This is a genomic window from Moorena sp. SIO3I6, assembly GCF_010672095.1.
Genome location: NZ_JAAHHU010000012.1, coordinates 23,503 through 43,881 on the forward strand (window position 1 = coordinate 23,503; position 20,379 = coordinate 43,881).

Annotated in this window: 23 protein-coding genes; 9 read left to right on the plus strand and 14 right to left on the minus strand. The window is 44.2% G+C overall.

Annotation, left to right across the window (positions count from 1 at the left end):
* Positions 1–765 precede the first annotated feature (765 nt).
* Positions 766–1,917: a mechanosensitive ion channel domain-containing protein gene (locus tag F6K49_RS06925; RefSeq protein WP_293043535.1), complete on the plus strand. Its 1,152-nt coding sequence runs from the start codon at positions 766–768 to the stop codon at positions 1,915–1,917.
* 23 nt (positions 1,918–1,940) lie between these two features.
* On the opposite strand, the gene F6K49_RS06930 is transcribed toward F6K49_RS06925, so the two are convergent.
* From F6K49_RS06930 to F6K49_RS06975, 10 genes are all read right to left on the minus strand, one after another.
* Complete coding sequence (locus tag F6K49_RS06930) at positions 1,941–2,108, minus strand: hypothetical protein (RefSeq protein WP_293043533.1); 168 nt, start codon at positions 2,106–2,108, stop codon at positions 1,941–1,943.
* A 4-nt stretch (positions 2,109–2,112) separates the two neighbouring features.
* A complete protein-coding gene (locus F6K49_RS06935; RefSeq protein WP_293095355.1) occupies positions 2,113–2,958 on the minus strand; it encodes a phosphate ABC transporter ATP-binding protein in 846 nt (281 codons plus the stop codon).
* 114 nt (positions 2,959–3,072) lie between these two features.
* Entirely contained in the window at positions 3,073–3,966 is an 894-nt protein-coding gene (gene pstA / locus F6K49_RS06940; RefSeq protein WP_293095358.1) for a phosphate ABC transporter permease PstA, read from the minus strand.
* A gap of 150 nt (positions 3,967–4,116) precedes the next feature.
* Entirely contained in the window at positions 4,117–4,989 is an 873-nt protein-coding gene (gene pstC, locus F6K49_RS06945) for a phosphate ABC transporter permease subunit PstC (RefSeq protein ID WP_293095361.1), read from the minus strand.
* The gene (locus F6K49_RS06950) at positions 4,952–5,806 is read right to left on the minus strand and encodes a phosphate ABC transporter substrate-binding protein (RefSeq protein WP_293043525.1); all 855 of its coding nucleotides are present in this window, start codon (positions 5,804–5,806) and stop codon (positions 4,952–4,954) included. The genes pstC and F6K49_RS06950 overlap by 38 nt, the downstream gene beginning before the upstream one ends.
* 149 nt (positions 5,807–5,955) lie before the next feature.
* On the minus strand, positions 5,956–6,261 hold the full coding sequence (locus F6K49_RS06955) for a metalloregulator ArsR/SmtB family transcription factor (protein ID WP_293043523.1): 306 nt from the start codon (positions 6,259–6,261) through the stop codon (positions 5,956–5,958).
* 80 nt (positions 6,262–6,341) lie between these two features.
* Positions 6,342–7,337 (minus strand): arsenosugar biosynthesis radical SAM (seleno)protein ArsS, encoded by a 996-nt coding sequence (gene arsS / locus F6K49_RS06960; RefSeq protein ID WP_293095364.1) that lies wholly within the window; start codon positions 7,335–7,337, stop codon positions 6,342–6,344.
* Positions 7,338–7,567: 230 nt separating this feature from the next.
* On the minus strand, positions 7,568–8,536 hold the full coding sequence (arsM, locus tag F6K49_RS06965; RefSeq protein ID WP_293095367.1) for an arsenosugar biosynthesis arsenite methyltransferase ArsM: 969 nt from the start codon (positions 8,534–8,536) through the stop codon (positions 7,568–7,570).
* 407 nt (positions 8,537–8,943) lie between these two features.
* Complete coding sequence (locus F6K49_RS06970; protein ID WP_366514138.1) at positions 8,944–9,297, minus strand: hypothetical protein; 354 nt, start codon at positions 9,295–9,297, stop codon at positions 8,944–8,946.
* Positions 9,290–9,436 carry a hypothetical protein gene (locus F6K49_RS06975; RefSeq protein ID WP_293095370.1) on the minus strand — a complete coding sequence of 49 codons (147 nt, stop codon included), beginning with the start codon at positions 9,434–9,436 and terminating at the stop codon, positions 9,290–9,292. The genes F6K49_RS06970 and F6K49_RS06975 overlap by 8 nt, the downstream gene beginning before the upstream one ends.
* 377 nt (positions 9,437–9,813) lie before the next feature.
* On the opposite strand from F6K49_RS06975, the gene F6K49_RS06980 reads away from it, so the two are divergent.
* The 3 genes from F6K49_RS06980 to F6K49_RS06990 all read left to right on the plus strand — a co-directional run bounded on the left by F6K49_RS06980 (position 9,814) and on the right by F6K49_RS06990 (position 11,890).
* The gene (locus F6K49_RS06980; RefSeq protein WP_293024304.1) at positions 9,814–10,632 is read left to right on the plus strand and encodes a uroporphyrinogen-III synthase; all 819 of its coding nucleotides are present in this window, start codon (positions 9,814–9,816) and stop codon (positions 10,630–10,632) included.
* 164 nt (positions 10,633–10,796) lie between these two features.
* Positions 10,797–11,279, plus strand: coding sequence for a VOC family protein (locus tag F6K49_RS06985; RefSeq protein ID WP_293024306.1), 483 nt, complete (start codon positions 10,797–10,799; stop codon positions 11,277–11,279).
* Positions 11,280–11,362: 83 nt separating this feature from the next.
* Positions 11,363–11,890, plus strand: a complete 528-nt coding sequence (locus F6K49_RS06990; RefSeq protein ID WP_293024307.1) for a hypothetical protein — start codon at positions 11,363–11,365, stop codon at positions 11,888–11,890.
* Here F6K49_RS06990 and dcm read toward each other — a convergent pair.
* The 3 genes from dcm to F6K49_RS07005 form a co-directional block, all read right to left on the minus strand.
* Positions 11,850–13,043: a DNA (cytosine-5-)-methyltransferase gene (dcm, locus tag F6K49_RS06995; protein ID WP_293070381.1), complete on the minus strand. Its 1,194-nt coding sequence runs from the start codon at positions 13,041–13,043 to the stop codon at positions 11,850–11,852. The two genes, F6K49_RS06990 and dcm, sit on opposite strands and share 41 nt — an antisense overlap.
* A 213-nt stretch (positions 13,044–13,256) precedes the next feature.
* Complete coding sequence (locus tag F6K49_RS07000; RefSeq protein WP_293024309.1) at positions 13,257–13,496, minus strand: efflux RND transporter permease subunit; 240 nt, start codon at positions 13,494–13,496, stop codon at positions 13,257–13,259.
* A 202-nt stretch (positions 13,497–13,698) separates the two neighbouring features.
* Positions 13,699–14,187 carry a hypothetical protein gene (locus F6K49_RS07005; protein ID WP_293024311.1) on the minus strand — a complete coding sequence of 163 codons (489 nt, stop codon included), beginning with the start codon at positions 14,185–14,187 and terminating at the stop codon, positions 13,699–13,701.
* A 51-nt stretch (positions 14,188–14,238) separates the two neighbouring features.
* Here F6K49_RS07005 and F6K49_RS07010 point away from each other — a divergent pair, with 51 nt between their 5' ends.
* Positions 14,239–15,132: a phosphodiester glycosidase family protein gene (locus tag F6K49_RS07010; RefSeq protein WP_293039875.1), complete on the plus strand. Its 894-nt coding sequence runs from the start codon at positions 14,239–14,241 to the stop codon at positions 15,130–15,132.
* Positions 15,133–15,207: 75 nt separating this feature from the next.
* Here F6K49_RS07010 and F6K49_RS07015 read toward each other — a convergent pair whose 3' ends face one another.
* Positions 15,208–15,333 carry a hypothetical protein gene (locus F6K49_RS07015; RefSeq protein WP_293095376.1) on the minus strand — a complete coding sequence of 42 codons (126 nt, stop codon included), beginning with the start codon at positions 15,331–15,333 and terminating at the stop codon, positions 15,208–15,210.
* 70 nt (positions 15,334–15,403) lie between these two features.
* On the opposite strand from F6K49_RS07015, the gene F6K49_RS07020 reads away from it, so the two are divergent.
* The 4 genes from F6K49_RS07020 (at position 15,404) to F6K49_RS07035 (ending at position 20,323) form a co-directional block, all read left to right on the plus strand.
* Positions 15,404–16,915, plus strand: coding sequence for a GUN4 domain-containing protein (locus tag F6K49_RS07020; protein WP_293095379.1), 1,512 nt, complete (start codon positions 15,404–15,406; stop codon positions 16,913–16,915).
* 325 nt (positions 16,916–17,240) lie between these two features.
* Positions 17,241–18,224 (plus strand): endonuclease/exonuclease/phosphatase family protein, encoded by a 984-nt coding sequence (locus F6K49_RS07025; RefSeq protein ID WP_293095382.1) that lies wholly within the window; start codon positions 17,241–17,243, stop codon positions 18,222–18,224.
* Positions 18,225–18,235: 11 nt separating this feature from the next.
* The gene (locus tag F6K49_RS07030; RefSeq protein WP_293039886.1) at positions 18,236–18,598 is read left to right on the plus strand and encodes a cupin domain-containing protein; all 363 of its coding nucleotides are present in this window, start codon (positions 18,236–18,238) and stop codon (positions 18,596–18,598) included.
* 366 nt (positions 18,599–18,964) lie between these two features.
* On the plus strand, positions 18,965–20,323 hold the full coding sequence (locus F6K49_RS07035) for a zinc metalloprotease HtpX (protein ID WP_293071960.1): 1,359 nt from the start codon (positions 18,965–18,967) through the stop codon (positions 20,321–20,323).
* Positions 20,324–20,379: the final 56 nt, after the last annotated feature.

Genomic DNA, 20,379 nt, shown 5'->3' on the forward strand with positions numbered 1-20,379 from the left:
CTGGAAACTATGGGGACAGGACCTTTGATTCTACAAGCCCATGGCTCTAATCAACCGAACTGGGAAGTTGATTCGCGATCGCTAAACAAACCAATAGCTAGTAATCCTTCGCGGAATTCAACATCCATGTCTTGATGCAGTCGCGAAGGGTGCATCAAGACATGGCATTTTTAGTTTATTGAATCCCTTGCCTTGCTATTTAAGGGGTAATCGCTCATTTAAACTACTCATTTACTATAATCAGTCTAGGAGAGCCGATCACGTTTCAAACTGGCTCCTAGGGTGCTGCGCAAACGGGCAATTGCTCTAAATCATATTTATTGCATACCTAGCAGGATTCGGTAAATTCCCCACTTATAGCTGAAGTTCCCCCGTTCATTTGTACTACTAGACCAGTTAAAGCCTCTCCCCATAAGGGATAAGCATGATTGGTCCCAAAAATTGTGTACCCATGTTGGTTCTTGAAGTATGTCTGCAATTGGAATATAATCCAACTATAGGCACTGGTCGCATTTTTATTTGAGAACCAAATCGCTCAAACGCCCTTCAGCTCAACGTTGTGAGCATTCTCAATAAGACTGTACCCAGTAGCAATAAGTACCGGCAAGCCTAGGAACGCCACAGAGCTTGGGATTGAGGTTTCGAGTAGCTCAAACTTTGGGGGAACTTCAGTTATAGTAAAATCAATCCATCAACAGACTTGCCATCGACTTGCCATTTAGCTAGGCACAGGTTGATCTCTGCTGTTTTATTTTGGTTGAAACCATGGAAAACCTTAAGAGTACATTCAACAATAGAATCAACCTAATCAAAGAAAAGATCTTTGAGTCCGACTTCCAGCTCCCCAACATTCCTGTTACCACGATAGTTATTGTGGTGCTCATCCTCCTCTTCACCCATATATTGCGAGGCTTTTTCACTTCAATAATCATTCACAGACTCGAGGGTCTGACTAGCGGTACAGAAACCACCCTAGACGATGAGTTCATTAGGATTCTTAGGGCACCATTAGGCTGGCTAATTTGGATCGCTGGACTATGGCTAGTACATCTAGTTGTGGCCACCCATCTTACTCCTGAACAGAATCAGAAAATCCCCGAGATTATGTTTGTGAGCATTCTGTTCATTGCCACCTATATTCTTTACCGTGCTGCTCCACTACTGGGGGAGCTTCTAGCCGGATTAGCGGCAAACACTGAAACTGAACTCGACGATTTGTTCGTCCCCTACTTCCCAAAGCTTTTTCAGATCGCAGCAATCGTGATTGCTACCATTAAAGCCAGTGAAATTTTGTTGGGGTCATCTGCCGGTGCACTGATCGGTCTACTCGGTGGCGCAGGTGTCGCCATAGGTTTGTTATTCAAAGACATTGTCTATGACTGGTGTTGTACAGTGATTATCTACGCTGATGGTCTCTATAAACCCGGTGACGTGATAGTATTGGACGGAGTAAGTGGTAGGGTAAAGATACTCAATATTGGTCTGAGAAGTACAAGGCTTCTTATTACTGATTGGGGTTATATCAAAAAACTTCCCAATTCTCAAATGATTTCTGGAATTTTTGCAAATTGGTCAGATAAGACTGGCGAGACAGTTCAGTGGGGCATAAATTTAACTCTGAAAATTGATGGGATTTCGGCCAAGCAAACTAGGCGAATTTGTCAGGCTATTAAAGAAACAATTCCGACTATCGATGCCGTGAACAAGGATAAAATTAAAGTTGTATTTTCCCGCCTTGAACAGAATGCTCGGGTGATGAAAATTCGGGTATTTGTGATTGAGCCCAAGCTCTACTATGATGTCCAGAGCAACTTGAATCTAGCCATATTAGAAATCCTGGAAAACGAGGAGATTAATCAGCTCCATGTTTATATGAGAAAGGAACTTAACTGGTTGCCTGACACCAGTATGAATTAGGAACAATCGTAAGCTATCAGCTCTCAGCTATCAGCTCTCAGCTTAAGCGCTACGCGAACAGCTTTTGAATAAAATAAGCTGTTCGCGTAGCGTGGCCAACGGCCAACGGCTGACCACTGACGGCTGACCGCTGTTCGCGCAGCGTGCGCGTAGCGCATATGCTTACGGGAATTCGGAGCAGGGAAGAGCACAGCTTTATCCTCTCATTCCATTCACATAGGCAGCTGTCAAGGCTTGTTGAGGTGATTCAAAAATCTGCTCCACACAGCCGTATTCAATCAATCTCCCCACTGCTTCCTTAACCCAGAAGACGGCAGTATAGTCAGCAATTCGTCTAGCTTGAGCTAGGTTGTGGGTAACAATCACCAGGGTGTAGCGTCCCCTGAGCCTAGCTATCAAATCTTCGACCACACCGCTGGATATGGGATCGAGGGCACTACAGGGTTCATCTAACAGGAGTACTTCTGGTTGCAATACCAAGGCACGGGCAATGCACAGGCGCTGCTTTTGACCACCAGACAGAGCAAGAGCCGAGGTGTGGAGTCGGTCTTTTACTTCATCCCACAAACCAACATCCCGGAGTGCGGTTTCGATGAGCTCAGCAATGTTATCCCGGTTTTTAACACCATGTTCCCGCAACGGAAAGGCCAGATTCTTCCAGATTGAGAATGGGAAGGGACTCGGCTTTTGGAAAATCATTCCAACACGACGACGAAGTGCAATTAGCTCCATCGCACCACGCTTTGCGATCGCATCCATCCGAGGACTCAGCACATCCAGGGAACCCATGCGAATCCTACCGGTAACTTTAGCATTAGGAATCAAATCTGTCAAGCGATTTAGGCAACTTAAAAAACTAGTCTTTCCACAACCAGATGGTCCCACTAGTGCGGTAATCGAACCTTTATAAATTGGCAACGATACATCAGCAAAGGCCGGTTTTGTTCCATAATGTAAACATAGCCGCTCGGTCTGAATCAATGGGTCGTTTATAGACTGGCTTACCGGTAATCGCTGTTTTATTTCTAAAGGGTTAACCATTGTTTTTAGGAATTAAAAATTAGTTGCGTAGGGTGCGTTAGGGGGACTGGAGATTTTCCGCCTCGTAACCAGGGTTAGGTTGCTGCCCGTAACGCACCACTGGCTCAAACAGCTTTAATGAGATGCACCCAACCAATACTGAGTCATCCATGCTGCTGTACCATTAATCAGCAACAACAACACTAGCAACACTAAAGCTGAGGCATAAGCATTAGCATTTCCCCCTGTTACATTCATCGACAAATCAAAAATATGAATCGACAGCGATCGCCCAGAATCCAGCAAAGACTCTGGCATCCGATCCACATAACCACTAGTAAAGATCAGTGCTGCGGTCTCAGCGATCGCTCGCCCTATCCCTAACACTAATCCCACCACTAGTCCGGGTGCTGCCGCTGGTAACAGCAAATTCCAGAGAGTGGTAGTGCGGGATAAACCAAGGGCAGTGGCAGAAAGCCGATAATCATCACTAACGGCGCGAAACCCTTCCTCTGTTGATCGAATTAGGATTGGCAACACCATACAGGCTAATGTCAACCCCCCAGACAAAATTGAAAAGCCTAGCCCTAGGGTTTTGCAGAAAAAGGCATTGCCAAATAGTCCAAACACAATCGACGGTACTCCTGCTAGCACATCTAAGCTACGACGAACCAGACGCCCGAAAATACTCTTAGTATCTGTGAACTCAGCTAGCAGTATTGCTGTCCCTACTCCTATCGGAACCGAAACAGTCATACATACACCTAAAATTAGGACAGTGGAAACCAGAATTGGAGCAATCCCTCCTTCCCGTCCAGCATTCTTTGGTGCAGTAGTCAGGAATTCCCAGTTAATTTGTCCGACACCGTGCCAGACGATATCACTCAAAATCCAGAGGAATACAGCAGTTACGAACAGTGCGATCGCCCAAATCATCACCGTTGAAACTTGGAAGTTGTCGATTGCAGGTTGGAAGTTGTCGGTTGCAGGTTGGAAGTTGTCGGTTGTCGGTTGTGGCTTCGTTTTCATATCATGTCAGGATAATTACCCTTAATAAAAATTTCCCTATCTCCCTATCTCCCTATCTCCCTATCTCCCTATCTCCCCATCTCCCCACACCTCCCACCCTCCCCACCCTCTCCTTAATTATGGGTATTCAACCAGACTTGATATAAGTTCTTACTCATAGATTCCGCCCTTGCTGATGATTTCTGCAATTGCTACCAGTACCAAAATTATTGCCATCAGCAGCAAGCCACTGACAAAAAGTGCTGAGCGGTGATTGCCCATAGCGTAAGCCATTTCCAAGGCGATATTGGCAGTAAGAGTTCGCATCGGCTCAAATAGGCTTTTGGGAGTTTGCACCACATTGCCACACACCATCAGCACCGCCATGGTTTCTCCAATCGCCCGTCCTGTTCCTAAAATCAAGCCAGTAAACAGCCCCGACTTAGCAGCCGGAAACACAACACCTCTGACTGTTGCCCAGCGGGATAGTCCCAGGGCTGCTGCTCCCTGTAGGTATTCTGGGGGGACTTTCGCAAAGCTAGCGTCTGCGCTCAGAGCAATAGTTGGCAAAATCATCAGGGTCAGAATCGCAATTCCAGCTAGGAGACTGGCTCCCGGTGGCTGAAAGCGTCCAATTAGGGGAACTAGCTCCACCAAACCCCAGAAGCCGTAAACAACTGAGGGCATCCCTGCCAACAATTCAATTAGCCGTCGATAAAGTCCAGCAATCGGTGGAGGTGCGTAATACTGACAAAAGACTGCAGATAGAATTCCCAGGGGTGTAGCCACTACCATCGCCCCAGCGGTGACCAACAGGGTGCCCCAAAGCATCGGGGTGAAGTTGTACAGAGTCTCAGCAGGATGCCAGGATGGATCGGTAAAAAAGGGGAGTAATCCTACTTGTCCCAATACTGGCAAGGCTTCCGTGATTAGGAACACAACAATCAGCACCACGATAGCACCAGCCACCACAGCACAGCCTTTTAGGGTCGAGATTAGGATAGTATCACTCCGAGAGGGGGACAAAGTTTTGCTCTTTAACAATGTCTTGTACCTTTTGCGATCGCGAAAACTCAATAAATGCTTGATCTAACCCAACCGGAATAGTTTTGGTGACTAACGTCAGGGAACGAGATAGGGGAAATGTGCCGTTTTGAACATTTTCTGTGGTTGCCGCTATTCCAGCAACGGGCAGTAACTTAATCGGAACATCCTGTTTGCTGCTATATTCTGCTGTGCCAATAGAGACATAACCAATCCCATTAGGATTACCCGCTACTGTTTTAATCCCCTGCTCATTATCCCCAATCACCACATCTGCCTTAATCTCGCTATTTTTCAGCTGGAAGTACTTCAGAAATAACTCCAAGGTAGAGCGCCCCTCGGCTTTGTTGACTACTGTAATTGGTGCCCTCTTGCCTCCCACATCCTGCCAGTTATCAATTTTGCCCTGATAGATATCCACAATCTGTTGATTACTCAGGGATTGCACCGGATTAGTTTTATGGACGATAATCCCAATCCCATCACGAGCGATCGCAAACCCTTGCAGATCTTTCTCGCTCTGCTTGAGGTCACGAGACACCATCCCAATATCAGCGACTCCTTGGCGAGCATCTGCAATACCGCGAGACGAGCCTCCTGTCTGCACATCCACCCGTACACCAGGATTTTCTGATTCAAAACGCTTGCCAATTTCCGACGCCAGGGGGGCTACTGTACTAGAACCGGTTAAAACCAACTTACCCTGCAACTGATCTGTTGATTGGGTAGCTACTTCCGGAGATTGGGCACAGGATTGTAGCCAAAAGCAAGCTACTAAACCCATAGACATTGATGCTAGAGTTGTTAAATTTTTCATCAATCATCAGTCAGTCATCTTATCTATAAAATAATGAGAGTGCTCAGTTATAATTGCTCAGTTATAATTGCTGGATTGCTCAATAATTTCAAATCCGCCAGACTTGATATCACTGACAACTCAAAACTGAGCACTTACTCAGCACTTTGTTAATCAAAACATAGGCAACAACATCCCAAATCAATTGCTCTATTACCATTGGCTTGCCGAATGGTGAGCGAACACTGATAAAGCACCGCCTTACCATCTCGCGTCGCCCTAACAAATCCCTCATCCCGCAAAACTTTGAGATGATGGGATAGCAGGCTTTGCTCTATTCCCAACACAGCCTTGAGCTCCCCAACATGTTTTGGTCCTTCCATCAGGATTTCCATAACAGTTAGACGAGTGTTGTCCGCTAAAACTTTCAGCTTACGGACACAGAAGGCTTGAGATGATGGACGTTTTGAGTTCATAATTCAGCACTTGTCAGCAGTTGAATTATCATTGATATGAAAATTCATTCATATTATAATCAAAAAAAACTCTGATTAGATCAAATCAAAGCACCACCACAACTGGAACCAGACCCTGCTGTACAGCCATAACAATAGGAAGCGGTGCGAATTTCCTCAATGATGTCTAAACTTCCTGCTTCCAGAAGTTTACTAACTGTCAACCTTTCTCCAGTACCAGACGTTGCTGCTACATTTTCCATCTGATTAAAATCGCAATCGTAGACATTACCCAGATAGTCAATAGACAGTTCATTGCGACACATCAAATGCTCCACCGTACTGGCATTGAAACTGTTTTCTAGAAACACCATATAGGGAGCATATAGCTTGGTGCGTTGTAAATGAAACTTTGTTCTACCAACGGGGATATTTGTAATTGTAAATAGCTGGTTGAAGTCAATATCAAACTGTTCTTTTAGGAACACTTTATAATCCTTTTCCAACTTAACCTGATTAGGAGTCATAGAAAACTTTTCACTCAGTGGCAAGGAAGGATTGTAGACCAAATCAAGAATTAATTTGGGGTTTCTGCCATAGCCCAACCGATTCAGCCATTGAATCGCCCGAATCGAATCATCGTAAACCCCCTTGCCGCGCATTTTATCTACATTATCTTCCAGATAACAAGGCAAAGAAGCTACTACTCGTAATTGGTGCTTAGCGAAATAGTCAGGTATATCCTCATATCCCGGTTCAAAATAAATGGTCAAATTTGACCGAACAATTACCTCCTTTCCGGTTTGGTATGCTGCTTCAACTAATGGCTTAAAGCCATAGTTCATCTCTGGCGCACCACCAGTCAAGTCAACGGTCTTAATTTGAGGAAACTGATGAATCAGCGTAATAAGCTGGTCACAAATTTCTGGAGAAAGTTCTTCAGTTCGTTTAGGACCAGCTTCCACATGGCAGTGAGTACAAGCTAGATTACAACGCTTCCCCAGATTAATTTGTAAAACCGTGATTGGGTGTTTACTTAAGGGAGCTTGCAGTTTTTTCCGGAACGGTGTAACAGCTGAAACGTCTGTTTTAATCATAAGTTTTATTGACTTGTAATTGCTAGAAGTATTAATTTTGAAGGATGACTTCTGAAGTATTACTTCTAAAGTAGGATTTGTAATTTACTAATCTTTAATTAGACCATGGATTGGTTGATAAACAAATCCATGGTTTTTATTCTTCAGCCTACTCTACTTCAGATGCCAAAGATGAACAGCATTCATACTTCATACTTCATACTTCATACTTCATACTTCATACTTCACCTCTAACAACAACCACCACCAACATAGTGCCAACTTGAATCGGTGATTAAGATTTCTTCTGGATTCACCTTTCCTAATTTCGCGGCTGTTTTATCACAAACAGCGGCTGGCACACCACGGGAGAGGATGTGTCCCGCATTGTCATCAAAAAACTCTTCCGCGCCCATGTAAATTGCTGTCTTGCCAGTAAAAATGCATGGTCCATCTTCTGGGATCACAACTTTGAAAGAAACAGAATCCAGACTTTCCAGCAGCAGGGGTTCTTCTAGGTTGTAGTTTTGGCAATCCAGAAGCCGATAGGGACGCTTTGCTCGAATTTCTACTTGACCAAAACCTGACCTGACCAGGTGCTGAACATAGGATTGATAAGTGAGCGCACCAGACAGACACATAGCTCGTAGCCGCTCATCTTCCTGTAGATGGGGTGGAATCGGACGAGTTGCAATGGGGTCACTCATTAACAGTCGTCCACCTGGTTTTAACACTCGATAGGCTTCTTTGAGTGCCTTCATCAGGTCAGCCGGTTCAAAGATGTTGAATAGGCAATTCTGAGCAACCACATCTACAGAATCATCTGGCATCGGTAGGGCAAAGGCATCCCCTTCCCGAATTTCCACAAAACTCTGGTCAAACCAGGCATTGTCTTGAGCAGCAATTTTCAGGTTACGGGTAGCCGCCTCCCGCATGGCCTGAACTGGCTCAACAGCAATCACACCCCCTGGACGTTGGGAAAAATAAGCAAATTGTAACGCCTCCAAGCCACCACCAACACCGACATAGAGGACAGTTGGCTGATTGCTGAGTTCTGTGGGATGTACCGTAGTACCGCAGCCATAATTCATCTCCGCCATCAGTGGAGGAATTTTCAGTCCTGGCAGTTGTAAGGGGCTACTTTGGACACAACACAAACCAACTTGGGGTGTTTGGGCGACTTCAGAATAAAATTCAGCAGTTGTTTCGAGATAGGTCATCAGAATCCTTTACTTGGCAAAGATGGTAATGCTATTTATAGTAGGGTGGAAATTGAAAACTAATTCTGAACCAGTATAGTTCCTCAGTTGAGCTTTAATGCTACAAAATTCATGTATCTTCTGATACCAAATCCCGGTTTAAAACCCCGTTGATTATTTTGATCATCTAGTCAGCGAAGCGCGGACTGTGTCATCTTCGAGAAGGTTTCGCCTATGTCTAGCCGCTATTTATTATTGGTTTAGGCTACAGGGAAGCTTTCAATTGGGGGTAGGGGGTAGGGTGACCGGGTGTGGGGACAAGTTATAGTAGTAGATTGGACTACTACTAAACTTGTTTGCCCCTAAAACAAAGTTTTTAGGCGGGGTATTAGACCCCTATGAGTAAGGGACAGTTTTTCCCCTACCCCCTACCCCCTACACCCTACCCCCTGTCCCGAAGGGACTGATAATAGTGGATTTAAAGCACCAGGCAGACGAGTAGTGAATTCTTGGACACCCCCTAGTTTATAGCTTAAGGCAATCAACCAATCCATCAAAGGGGGTTTAAGTAGATAAGGTTCTCCCCACAGAGTAGGATGGAGCCAGTTGCCCGTACGATAGATTTCTCTAGCGATCAGGGCCCTGGTGCCTTCATCCCAGTCTCGTAGGGGTACGTTTCCCAGAAAAATACCCCAAAGGAAAAGGGCAGCCAGGAAAAGGCTTAGGATCCACTTGATATCCGTGAAAAAGGGATTTTTTAAGGTAAGTGCTAATTTATTCATCTATAGGAAAGGGAACAGGGAACAGGGAACAGGGAACAGGGAACAGGTAGTAGGGAGTAGCGTAGGGTGCGTTAGGGACGGGCTGGCACTCATTTTCCGTCTCGTCGTCAGAGTTGAGACAGCCCGCCCCGTAACGCACCACCGGGTCTGCATCAAGACGGGGTAACTAAAGTTGAATGTACCTCATAAGTATGAAAAACGCTATATTAATGTTTGTACTAGTTTCGCACTAGGACGGTTATATAGCATTTCCATTTGATTTGTGAACATAATCTCTTTGGGAAAGGCAAGAGGCAAGAGGCAAGATTAAATTAATTATATAGTTATTTTTGGTATTCACAAAAACTGTAATTATTTTTTTAATTATTTTATAACTGTTATCTATAGCATTTATAAAATAATCATTAAACTTAATGCTAATTTAGCATAATACTAAAAAATCCTTGGAGCTCTTGACTACTGTTCCCTGTTCCCTGTTCCCTGTTCCCTGTATTGATATAGATTTACAATAAAAAGATGCACCCTCTATCTCCTTCCAATCAACTCCCTCTCTATGGCAAAAGAATCATTGTAACAGCACCGAGAAACTATGGGTCTCGGTTATCTCAACAAATCATTAATCAGGGTGGACTTCCCATAGTGATGCCAACTATTGAAACCTGTCTGTTGGAAAATTCCCCTGAATTAGATGCTGCTCTCAGGCAAATTCATAAATTTGATTGGATTGCTTTCACTAGTCGCAACGGAATAGACGCTTTTTTTGAGCGCATGGCATCCTTGGGTATTTCTACATCTGTGCTGAAAAATTGTCAACTATCTGCGATTGGAAAAGATGCCGAAAGATTGTATGATTTTGGAGTAACAGCTGATTTAGTTCCCGCTGAAGCTAGCCCAACAGGAATTGTTACTGAATTGTCTAACTATCCAACTATTGATCAGAAAACTATATTAGTTCCTATTCCAGAGGTGGTCGGGATACCAGAGCCTAATGTCATCCCAAATTTTATTTCGGGTTTACAGGAATTAGGCATGAAAGTCACTCCGGTATTGACCTATCAAACCCGAATTTTGGATCAAACTATCTATGATGTAGAATTAAATCTGATTAGTCAAGGCAAGATAGATGTAATCGCTTTTAGTAGCACCGCAGAAGTAACCGCTTTTTTGACAATGGTTAACTCCCCCCAGGATTATAACCATTGTGTCGTTGCTTGCTTTGGTCCCTATACCGCTGCTAATACTGAAAAATTGGGATTAACTGTTTCTATTGTATCCGAAAGTTACAGCTCATTTCATGGATTTGCGAATGCGATCGCAAAATTTTTTGATAGGTAACTTTCAGCTATAATTAACTATATGAGGTACATTCAATTTTCTTATCCCTACTCCCTACTCCCTACTCCCTACTCCCTACTCCCTATTCCCTATTCCCTACTCCCTACTCCCTACTCCCTATTCAATTTGCTATATAATTAGCTAAGGTAAAATTAAGTGGGTGAATGGAAACCAATCAGCCCTCAGTCAATCCCAATACCCCTAATCTAGATGGGCTTCACATCAAGCGCCCCTGCTTAGTCGTTGCTGATCTCGAACGAGCATTCACCATTTACCAAGATATCCTAGGATTTAAGCTCGACTATCTCGCTGAAGCATCCCCAGACTCTTACCTCTACCAAGTGTTTCAGTTTCCCAAAAGTGCTCAGCTCAAATTTGCATCACTCAGTACAGAAGACGAACCTAGAGCCCTGGCTCTGACCGAAGTCAAAGGAATTGAATTACCCACCCCTACCACTCCCTATCGTCTAGCACTGGTGGTCAGAGTAAAAGACCTGACCCTAACCATTCAGAAAATCCGTGAACTGGGACTTGACACCATTGAGCCCAATTACTTTACTAGACCACCAAACCTCCATTTCACTGAACAAGCATTCTGCGATTACGACGGTCATCGGATTATGCTGTATGATGTGACATCCGGTTGATTAGTTTAGCAAAGGGAATAGGGAGTCGGGAGTCGGGAGTAGCTTGGAGCAAGCAACAGTTAGCATAGATGAGGAAGATTTAAGTGCCGACTCTGCAAGTCCAAGAAGCGTATTCTTTTTATAGAAGATTTATCCTGGAATATAGTCAAGATAAAGCTGAAATATATCAAAGATACGGCTTCACTGTACAAGGAAGCGTAGGTTCAAAAGATTGGGAGGTATTTGCAGCAATCTTGGTCAATGACAGAGCAAGACGAAGAGACGGGGCAGATTTGATCAACTATGAAGTTAAATCTGCTGTTATTGGAAGCAGCTTTGAGTACCAATATCACAGGAATCACGGACTGGATAAATTAGCTGATGATAAATCTGTTGATCATATTTTTATTGCCAGAAGTCAAGCATATACCAATATTGAAGTTTGGTTAGTCGAGCGTGCCAAAATGCTTTCCAAATTTGATAAATGGTTACCCGAACTCCTTCAAAATTATCAAGCCGAAGCGAGACAGCGGTTTCGACGCTCAGTAACTTATGGGTTTGTCAAGAATCAAGGTGTTAAGCTTTTGGAGATCAGCGATGGAGTGCTAAGGTATTTTCTGGAATCAACTTAACCAAAGGATTCAAGATATGGGAAGCAATCCAGGTAATCACAGGTACACAGACAGCATCACCAAATCCACTCAAAGCTTGATTGATATGTGATGGAATGGGGTAATCATCAGGAACACCTTGTAGCCTTGCATATTCACGAGGTGTCATCAGACGCATTCTGATAGTTCCCTTTCCAACTCTGACCAACATTTGCCGACTACTGCCACCTCTAGCAGTTCTTAGGCAGCCTGCAATGCTATCTTTTCTGAGTTCTGCTCTTTGCTTGCCCTCACGAACACGCCTGTACATGGTGCAGTAAGAGTAATAGGATAAATCCTGAAATTCTTTTAGATAGTCTAGATTTACAGGGGACATCATAGTTAAGTGGCGTTGCACTTTATCTTCAAGCCACCAACGCTCGTCATGATCCGATATATTCTCTACAACACCACTTAAGCCAGTTTTCACCTTTTCAGGCAGTGGTGGAACCTCTATGAAATTCCAGCGCAGATCATGATTAGCTGCGATCGCTTTTTCAAGTGCTTGAGTTTTAAGTGACGAAGAACGCCTTGCAAAAATCAACATGTTCTGATTCACATCGGATGTATGCACCCCAATCACAAAAATTCGTGGTCTACTTTGAGGCACGAAATGGGCTGCATTGATGGCATAAACATCACAGGCATAACCCAACCGATTCAACTCCTCAATGGTAATTCGGAAGTCTTGCCCACCATTTGAAGTAAGCCAACCCGTCACATTTTCAAGCATCACAAGGGGAGGCTTATTCCCTTGACTGTCAAGAATTTGAGTAAAACCCCAAAAAGCGCTAGAGTATTGACCATGAATACCCTTTAAATTGCCTGCTAATGATAAATCAATACAGGGAAATGAAGCCGTCGCCAGCAAAGTATTGGGAATATCGGAATGGCAAACCGAAAAAATATCTTGAACTCTATAGTGCTTGCTTGCATCCTTAAAGTAAGCAGAGTACATTTCAAATTTGTCATAGGCCCAATCATTAGCGAAGACAACTTTCCAGCCTACTTGCTCTAGCCCCAATCTCACCAAACCAATTCCTGCAAAATACTCTGCACAGGTCAGATGTTTATCAGAGGTATCGGTATCACCCACACTGGGTAGAGTCTTGTTTTTCCTCACCGAAAAGGCCATAGTTATTACGTTACCAATCTATTTTGAAGCTTCGTAGCTATTGCTGTTCATAGCTATGAAAGTCTAGCGTTATTCGTTCTGCTGGAGCAACTACAGCGTTTTTCAAAACTATGCGGTACACAGGATTTTTTACCTGTTCTCTCTTCTCTATTCCCTGTTCCCTAAAACCTAAAAATTTGTACCTCACCTAATTTAAAACTGCTATAATTCCTATTACGAATCCTGAGGCTTATGATTAGGAGTCAACTGTAAATACAGACCAGGGACAATCAGAAATGCAATTAGCGTAGACGACATCAAGCCAAAGATAATTGCCATACACAACGGAAACCAATTAGCTTCACTAAACGCCAGGGGCAATAAACCAATTATCGTCGTAGCACTAGTTGTCAGGATTGGTCGTAAGCGATCGCATGACCTGTCACAAGCCCTCCCTGATGTTAAGATAAGCAACTATACCATCAAACGGTGCTCTTAACACCGTGTCTTTGAGGATAACATTCCTCTTGTTAAGCTGGGCTTTAGCTGAGCTAACCGCAGATTCAGCGGTATCTATCTGAGCCTGAGCCGCAATCAACTCACCTCGCGCTGCCTCTAAACTGGCTTGGGCTGCACGAATCTGACTCTGGGCTGATACAATCCCAGCCTCCGCTGCTTAAACCGCTGCTTGCGCATCCTGGAATTGGGTGACCGCCCGGTCGCGATCGCTTGCAGAAACAACCCCCTGTTGCCACAGTCTTTGGTACCGTTTCATCTCAGTTTCCGCCAAATTCCGAGCTGCGATCGCCTTTTTCATATCTGCCTTAGCCTGAGCCAGACTTGCCAGAGCTCTGGCTTGATTCGCTTGCTCAGCCCGCACCGATGCCTGAGACTGTTGCAAACTAGCCATGGCTGTGATTACCCCTTTGGTAGCTTCCACCTCCGCTGCTGCCGCCACCGTTACATCAGACGCTAACTTACGCTGGTCTACTCTTGCCAGCAATTCACCCTGTCGTACAAAATCTCCCTCCCGCAATGGTCTACCATTAATCTTTTTGATGTACTCAACGAAATAGGGATCCGTGTAGGAATTGTGATAATTTTTGATGCTATATTCCCTACGCTCCGGGTTCAAGCTTAGCTTTAAAAAAGCGGGGAGTCGCACCGCTGCCTACTCCCTGTTCCCTTTGCTATAGTTACTTGGTTTTAAAAGAACGTGAGAAAAATCCTTGGGCTGAGCTTGATTGCCATAGGTTTAGCGGTTGCGTGGTTATCTATCCAGGATCACCAGCCACCCGATGCCCTTTCTTCAGATGTTTCGCCACCCCAGAAACAGATCAAATACCAATCCCATCCTCTAGACTTTAGTGTGGTTCATACCTTATTAATTCCAGCTGATAGTGGATTTTCCGTTACTCCCGCCATATCGGAACAGTTAATCACCTTAGAAGATTTAGCCCAAAAGCACCAAGCTGTAGCTGCCATCAACGGCGGTTTTTTTGACCCAAAAAATCAGAAGACCACCTCGATTGTAATCAAGCAAGGGCAACTAGTAGCAGATCCCCGTGACAACCAGGGGCTGATCCAAAATCCCAGCTTACAGCCCTACATGGATAAAATTCTCAATCGATCAGAATTTCGGCGATACCGTTGTGGGTCAACAGTCCGCTACGATATTACTCTACACAGTGAACCGACCCCCCCCGGTTGTCAATTATTAGATGCCCTAGGCAGTGGTCCATTGCTGGTTCCACAAATTACATCAGTCACCGAAGGTTTTGTAGCTGTAGAAAATGGGAAAGTCATACGAGATGCCCTAGGGAGCAGCCGACCCAATGCTAGAAGTGCAGTCGGTATTACTCCTGATGGCAGCATTTTGTTAGTAATGGTGGCTCAAAAACCAGAAGCTCCCAGAAATTCCGGTATGTCCTTCAGAGCCTTAGCTACCTTCCTGAAAATTGTCGGGGTGGAAAAAGCCATGAATCTAGATGGAGGAAGCTCCTCCGCTCTTCATTATAACGGCAAAACCGTTTATGGCAGAGTGGACAAAAACGGAAATCGAATCAAAAGAAAAATTAAATCGATTCTAATGGTTAACCAAGACCCGTGACTAGTCGGGAGTAGGGAGTAGGGAGTAGGGAGTAGGGAGTAGGGAGTAGGGAGTAGGAACCCTCTGACAATCTAATCAGTCCTTAATTATTATATAGCAGTTCTCCTCTTGATGAGGTACACAAGATTTTTTCCCGATTCCCGATTCCCGATTCCCGATTCCCGATTCCCGATTCCGAGATCCGCTGTTCCCTAAAATCAAAAACTTGTGTACCTCACCGATTTTATAAATGCTATAAGAAGATAAGAGATGGCAAAATGTGAAAAAGTAAATGGCTAAGAAAGTAGCACTGCTGATCGCGGTTGATCAGTATGCAGAAGGTTTAACTACCCATCAAGCTGCATCCCATGATGTGGAAGCAATGCAGCGAGTTTTGCAAGAGAAAACCCTAGGGGATTTTAATCGGGTAGAGTTGCTGATCAATCCCAATCTGGAAACCATAAAACAGGCAATTAATAACCTAGTTGACCAATGTGGTGTCAATGACTTAGCCCTAGTTTTTTTCTCTGGCAAAGGAATTATTAATCAGGATGGTAAACTGTATTTAACAACTAGCATCACGACTAAAGACAACCTTGAAGGTACTACATTGCCTGCTTCTTTTTTACACCAGCAATTGAGTCGTAGTGATGCTCAGCAACAAATAGTAATTCTTGAGTGTGATTACTATAGTGCTTCAGTTGACGGTTCGCTGACAGAACCTGTGAGTGTCAATCTCAAGGAAGAACTCAGTGCTCCAGGGCGAGCAGTTCTCACCTCCTCCACAACTACACAAACCTCTTTTGAACAGAAACCAGCTCATTCTTCCCTTTACACCCAGTACTTAGTGGAAGGAATTGAAACTGGTGCAGCAGACCGAGATGGGGCTGGCTTAATCTATGTTCGTGAATTACATAACTATGCCACCGAAAAAGTCCAGACTATTAAGCCCGAGATCGAGCCAGCTCTGTTTCTCGATAATAAAGGGTTGGATATTTTACTGACTATTTTAATGAATCAAGACCCCAACGATGATCCCGATAGTGAGTATCGCAAAATCGAAGCCAAGTATCGCAAAATTGTGGAAAACTATGAACGGTATGGTAAAATTCCTGAAATTGTTCAATATACCTTAACTAAAAAACACAAGGAGTTGGGGATAACTGTTGACCTACACCAACCTGACCAACTCATTTCTGATCAAGGCATAGACTACTCTAACTTGCGAGATTTACTAAGAGCCGGTAAATGGAAAGAAGCCGATCAGGAAACTTTTGCTCTGATGGTCAAAGCAGTTGATCGAGAAGAAGACAACAATATCGACCCTGAGTCAATCAAGAATTTTCCCTGTACCGATCTACACACCATTGAGGGGCTTTGGCTAAAGTATAGCAGTGGGCAATTCGGCTTCAGTTTGCAAAAAGAAATTTGGGAGAAGCTTGGGGGAAAACTTGATAGTGACGATAATAACGTTGATAAACTGGAATTCAACCGAAGCGTTTATGTTTTAAGTTCTTATTACAACCCAAACAGTATTTCCCGCAGTAATTATTTCCCTAACCTATTAGCGTATCAAACTAAGCTTTATCAACAATTTGGTCATCGTGTGGGATGGCGACAGCGGAAAGGATTGCACCTCAGAAGACGATGGAAAAATTATGAAGACCTGACATTTTCCGTAATCTGGGCTCCAGTGGGTCACCTGCCAACTCTAGTTGGTCGTGATGGCATGAATTTGGGAGTATTATCGATTTGGAGGATGAGGGTTAATTTATTCTCTCACCTTGAGGAGTGTTGGTTATAGGATTTAAGCTTGTCCAACGGGTGCATCTCATATTTGTAACAAAGAACGGAGGTGTGGGGAGATGGGGAGATCGGGAGATGGGGAGATGGGGAGATGGGGAGATGGGGAGATCGGGAGATGGGGAGATGGGGAGATCGGGAGATCGGGAGATGGGGGAAATTTTGATTAAGGGTAATTATCCTGACATGATCTAAGCCCTTGGTTGAAGTTGTTACAAATGGCCTAAGCCTGCGAGGTTAGAGCAACTCCAAGAACAGAGAATCCCCGCATCTTTAGATGGAGAAATGCCAAGCTAGAGAAATAGTTCTAAGCACAAATAAGAATCATGCATCGAAACCGTTTCAAAGTTGGAACCTTTAACCTATGCAACTTAGTACTACCAGATGTCCTATACTATAGGAAAAAGATATATACCCAAACAGAGTACGCTCTTAAGACCACCTGGATTGGTGAACAACTGAGGAAGATGAAAGCTGACATTGTTGGCTTTCAAGAAGTATTTCATCAAGAAGCTCTCCAACAAGCACTGGCTCAGAGCCAAGTTTATGACAATGCCACCACTGTGTTCGCAAAGCCTACCGGTAAAAGTCCAGTTGTTGCCCTGACCTCCAGGTTTCCAGTGCTTGAATACAACGTCATCAAAGATTTTCCCACTACGGCATGCCTGGATATCGAAGGAACAGACATCCCACTCAAGCGTTTTTCTCGACCAGTGTTAGAAGCACATCTCAAGCTGAGTGACACAATTGATTGTACAGTTTTTGTAATTCACCTCAAGTCCAAGCGTCCGATCATCCCAGATGGAGTAGACCGCAACGACCCGATTGAACAAGCCAAAGGACAAGCGAGATCTCTAATCCTCCGAGCAGCTGAAGCAACAGCTTTGCGGGTAATTTTGATGGATAAGCTACAGCACAGGGATCATCCGGTAATAGTGATGGGTGATGTCAATGATAGTGGTGTGGCTATAACTTCTCAAATTGTTTCTGGAGAGCCCCCTTTGAGAAAACTCTGGTTTCAGAAAAAGCAGATGATCTGGGATGTGTTGTTGTATTACGTCAAAGACATTCAAGCTCGACAAAACTATGGTGACTTCTACTACACCCACATCCATAATGGCCACCACGAGAGCCTAGATCACATCCTGGTCAGTCAGGAATTCGTGGTTCAAAATCCCAAACGCATTGGCAGAGTTGGGTATGTCTCCCTTTTCAATGATCATCTAATCGACGAAACCTTGAGTGACGAGAAAATTGAGAGTTGGCAATCTGATCACGGACAGGTCGTTGTCTCCATTGAACTTGATTAATAAGGTGATCTATGAACACTGAAGAGATAGCTAACATTTTCAACTTACCTCCTGAACTTCCTACCGAAGAACTGTTTGAACCGTTGATATCTACCGAGAGCCTATTAATCGAGCGCATCATCTCCACTGGACAAACCACACCAACCGGAGAGTGGTATGACCAAGACCAAGACGAATGGGTAATCCTGTTACAAGGGCAAGCAACCCTTAGCTACCTTGACGGTTCCAGTGTCAAGCTCAAACCAGGGGATTATCTATTTATTAAAGCTCATCAAAAGCATCGAGTGGAATATACCAGTGCTGAGCCACCCTGCATTTGGCTAGCCGTTCATGGCAATTTGCAACAGCAGCAGATCACAAAAGCTATAGAGTAATCGCCCTTCAAGTATGCCCCTAAAATATTAAGTTATGTAAAACATTTCATAACTTGATTAGCTACTCCTGATTACTTAGTATAGGTTACTGCTGTGATGGGGAAATGCGATCGCTATTTATTGTCGTCTCATTTTCCCTTAACTCTAGTAAATTTATATTTCCGAAATCCGTCTAAATCAGGAAACTCTGTCCTTAGATGGGAATAGTTTATATAAGCCCAACCAAGACCAGACTACCTTCAATGACAGTTCATATAACAGTTCATAGAAGTGTAGGGCCAGACTGAACTAGGAGATGATGAGAAGACGCCGATGTCACTATAAAATGGATTAAATGCTCTCAAACAAAAACGTTATGCAGAGGCGGTGCAATGGCTAGAAGACTATTGCCACTATTGCCAACATTCTCGCGATCACCATTCTCAAGAGTATAGTCAAGCCCAAGCAGCTCTGGTGAAAGCCTATAGCGGCAATGGTGAGAACAAAAAAGCGATCGCCCTCTGTCGGAAGTTAGAAAATCACCCAAATTCCCAGGTCAGCAATTGGGCAAAAAAATGTCTGACCACCCTCACCTCAAAGTCAACAAAAACAACCCTAACAAAAACAATAGCTAAAGCCATGTCAAAATCCCGTCACAAAGCCGGAAGAGTGGCGCAAACTGGAATCAGGTTAGCCATGAAAGGCATTGCCGGTAATCTTGCCCTTGCCTCTGGTGTTACCATCTCTTTACTATTTGGGATGGTATTAGTCTTATCTCTGAGTTTGCTGCTAATCCTAAATAGTAACAATCCTGTTACTGGGTTAATCATCTCAGTTGCCATCACCCTAATTTTTAATGTTGCTGCCTTTTTCATCTCTCCCTGGATCATGGACTTAACCCAACGGTGGCTTTACCAAACCCGTTGGGTAACCCTAGCAGATATCCAGCGCTATAGTCCTGAAAGCGCAGAGGTGATTGAGCGGGTCTGTCAAGAAAAAAATATCAAACAACCTCGATTGGGTATCATTGACGACCAAAATCCCACCGCGTTTACCTATGGTTCTTTACCAAACAGCGCTCGTTTAGTCGTTAGTCAGGGTTTATTTACTTACCTTGATGATGATGAAATCGCCACAGTTTATGCCCATGAATTAGGGCATATTGTCCACTGGGACTTTGCCGTAATGACCTTAGCGGCGACTTTGGTACAAATCACCTACCTGATCTATTCTTTCGCTAGACGGATCAGTCGCGGCGGTGGTAACAGTAAAGGCAAAGATGCTGCTCAAACAGCAGCAATGGTAGCTTATGTGTTTTACATCATCGGCACTTACCTGGTGCTGTACCTATCCCGAACCCGAGAGTACTATGCTGATCACTTTGCTGCTGAAACTACCGGTAACCCAAATGCTCTATCACGAGCTTTGGTGAAGATTGCCTACGGTATCGTGGAAGAAGGGGAACGAGCAAAAGAACCCAGTAAATTGATTGAAGGAACCCGCGCCCTCGGTATTTGCGACCACAAAGCTGCTGCTTCCACTGGTACCGCCTATCGTATCGCCTCAGACTCCCAGAAAGTTGGACGAGTTTTTCTATGGGATATCTTTAACCCCTGGGGTTGGTGGATGGAGTTGAATTCTACTCATCCCCTAACCGGTAAACGAGTCCGCGCTTTAACAAAACTCGCGAAATTCCCCAACCTCGTGCGTTGTAGGTTGGGGATGGATAGCGAGCCAGGGATTTGACTTTATACCTTGACTCCTTAATAGAAAATATATATAATAGTAATTAAGGTCGATAA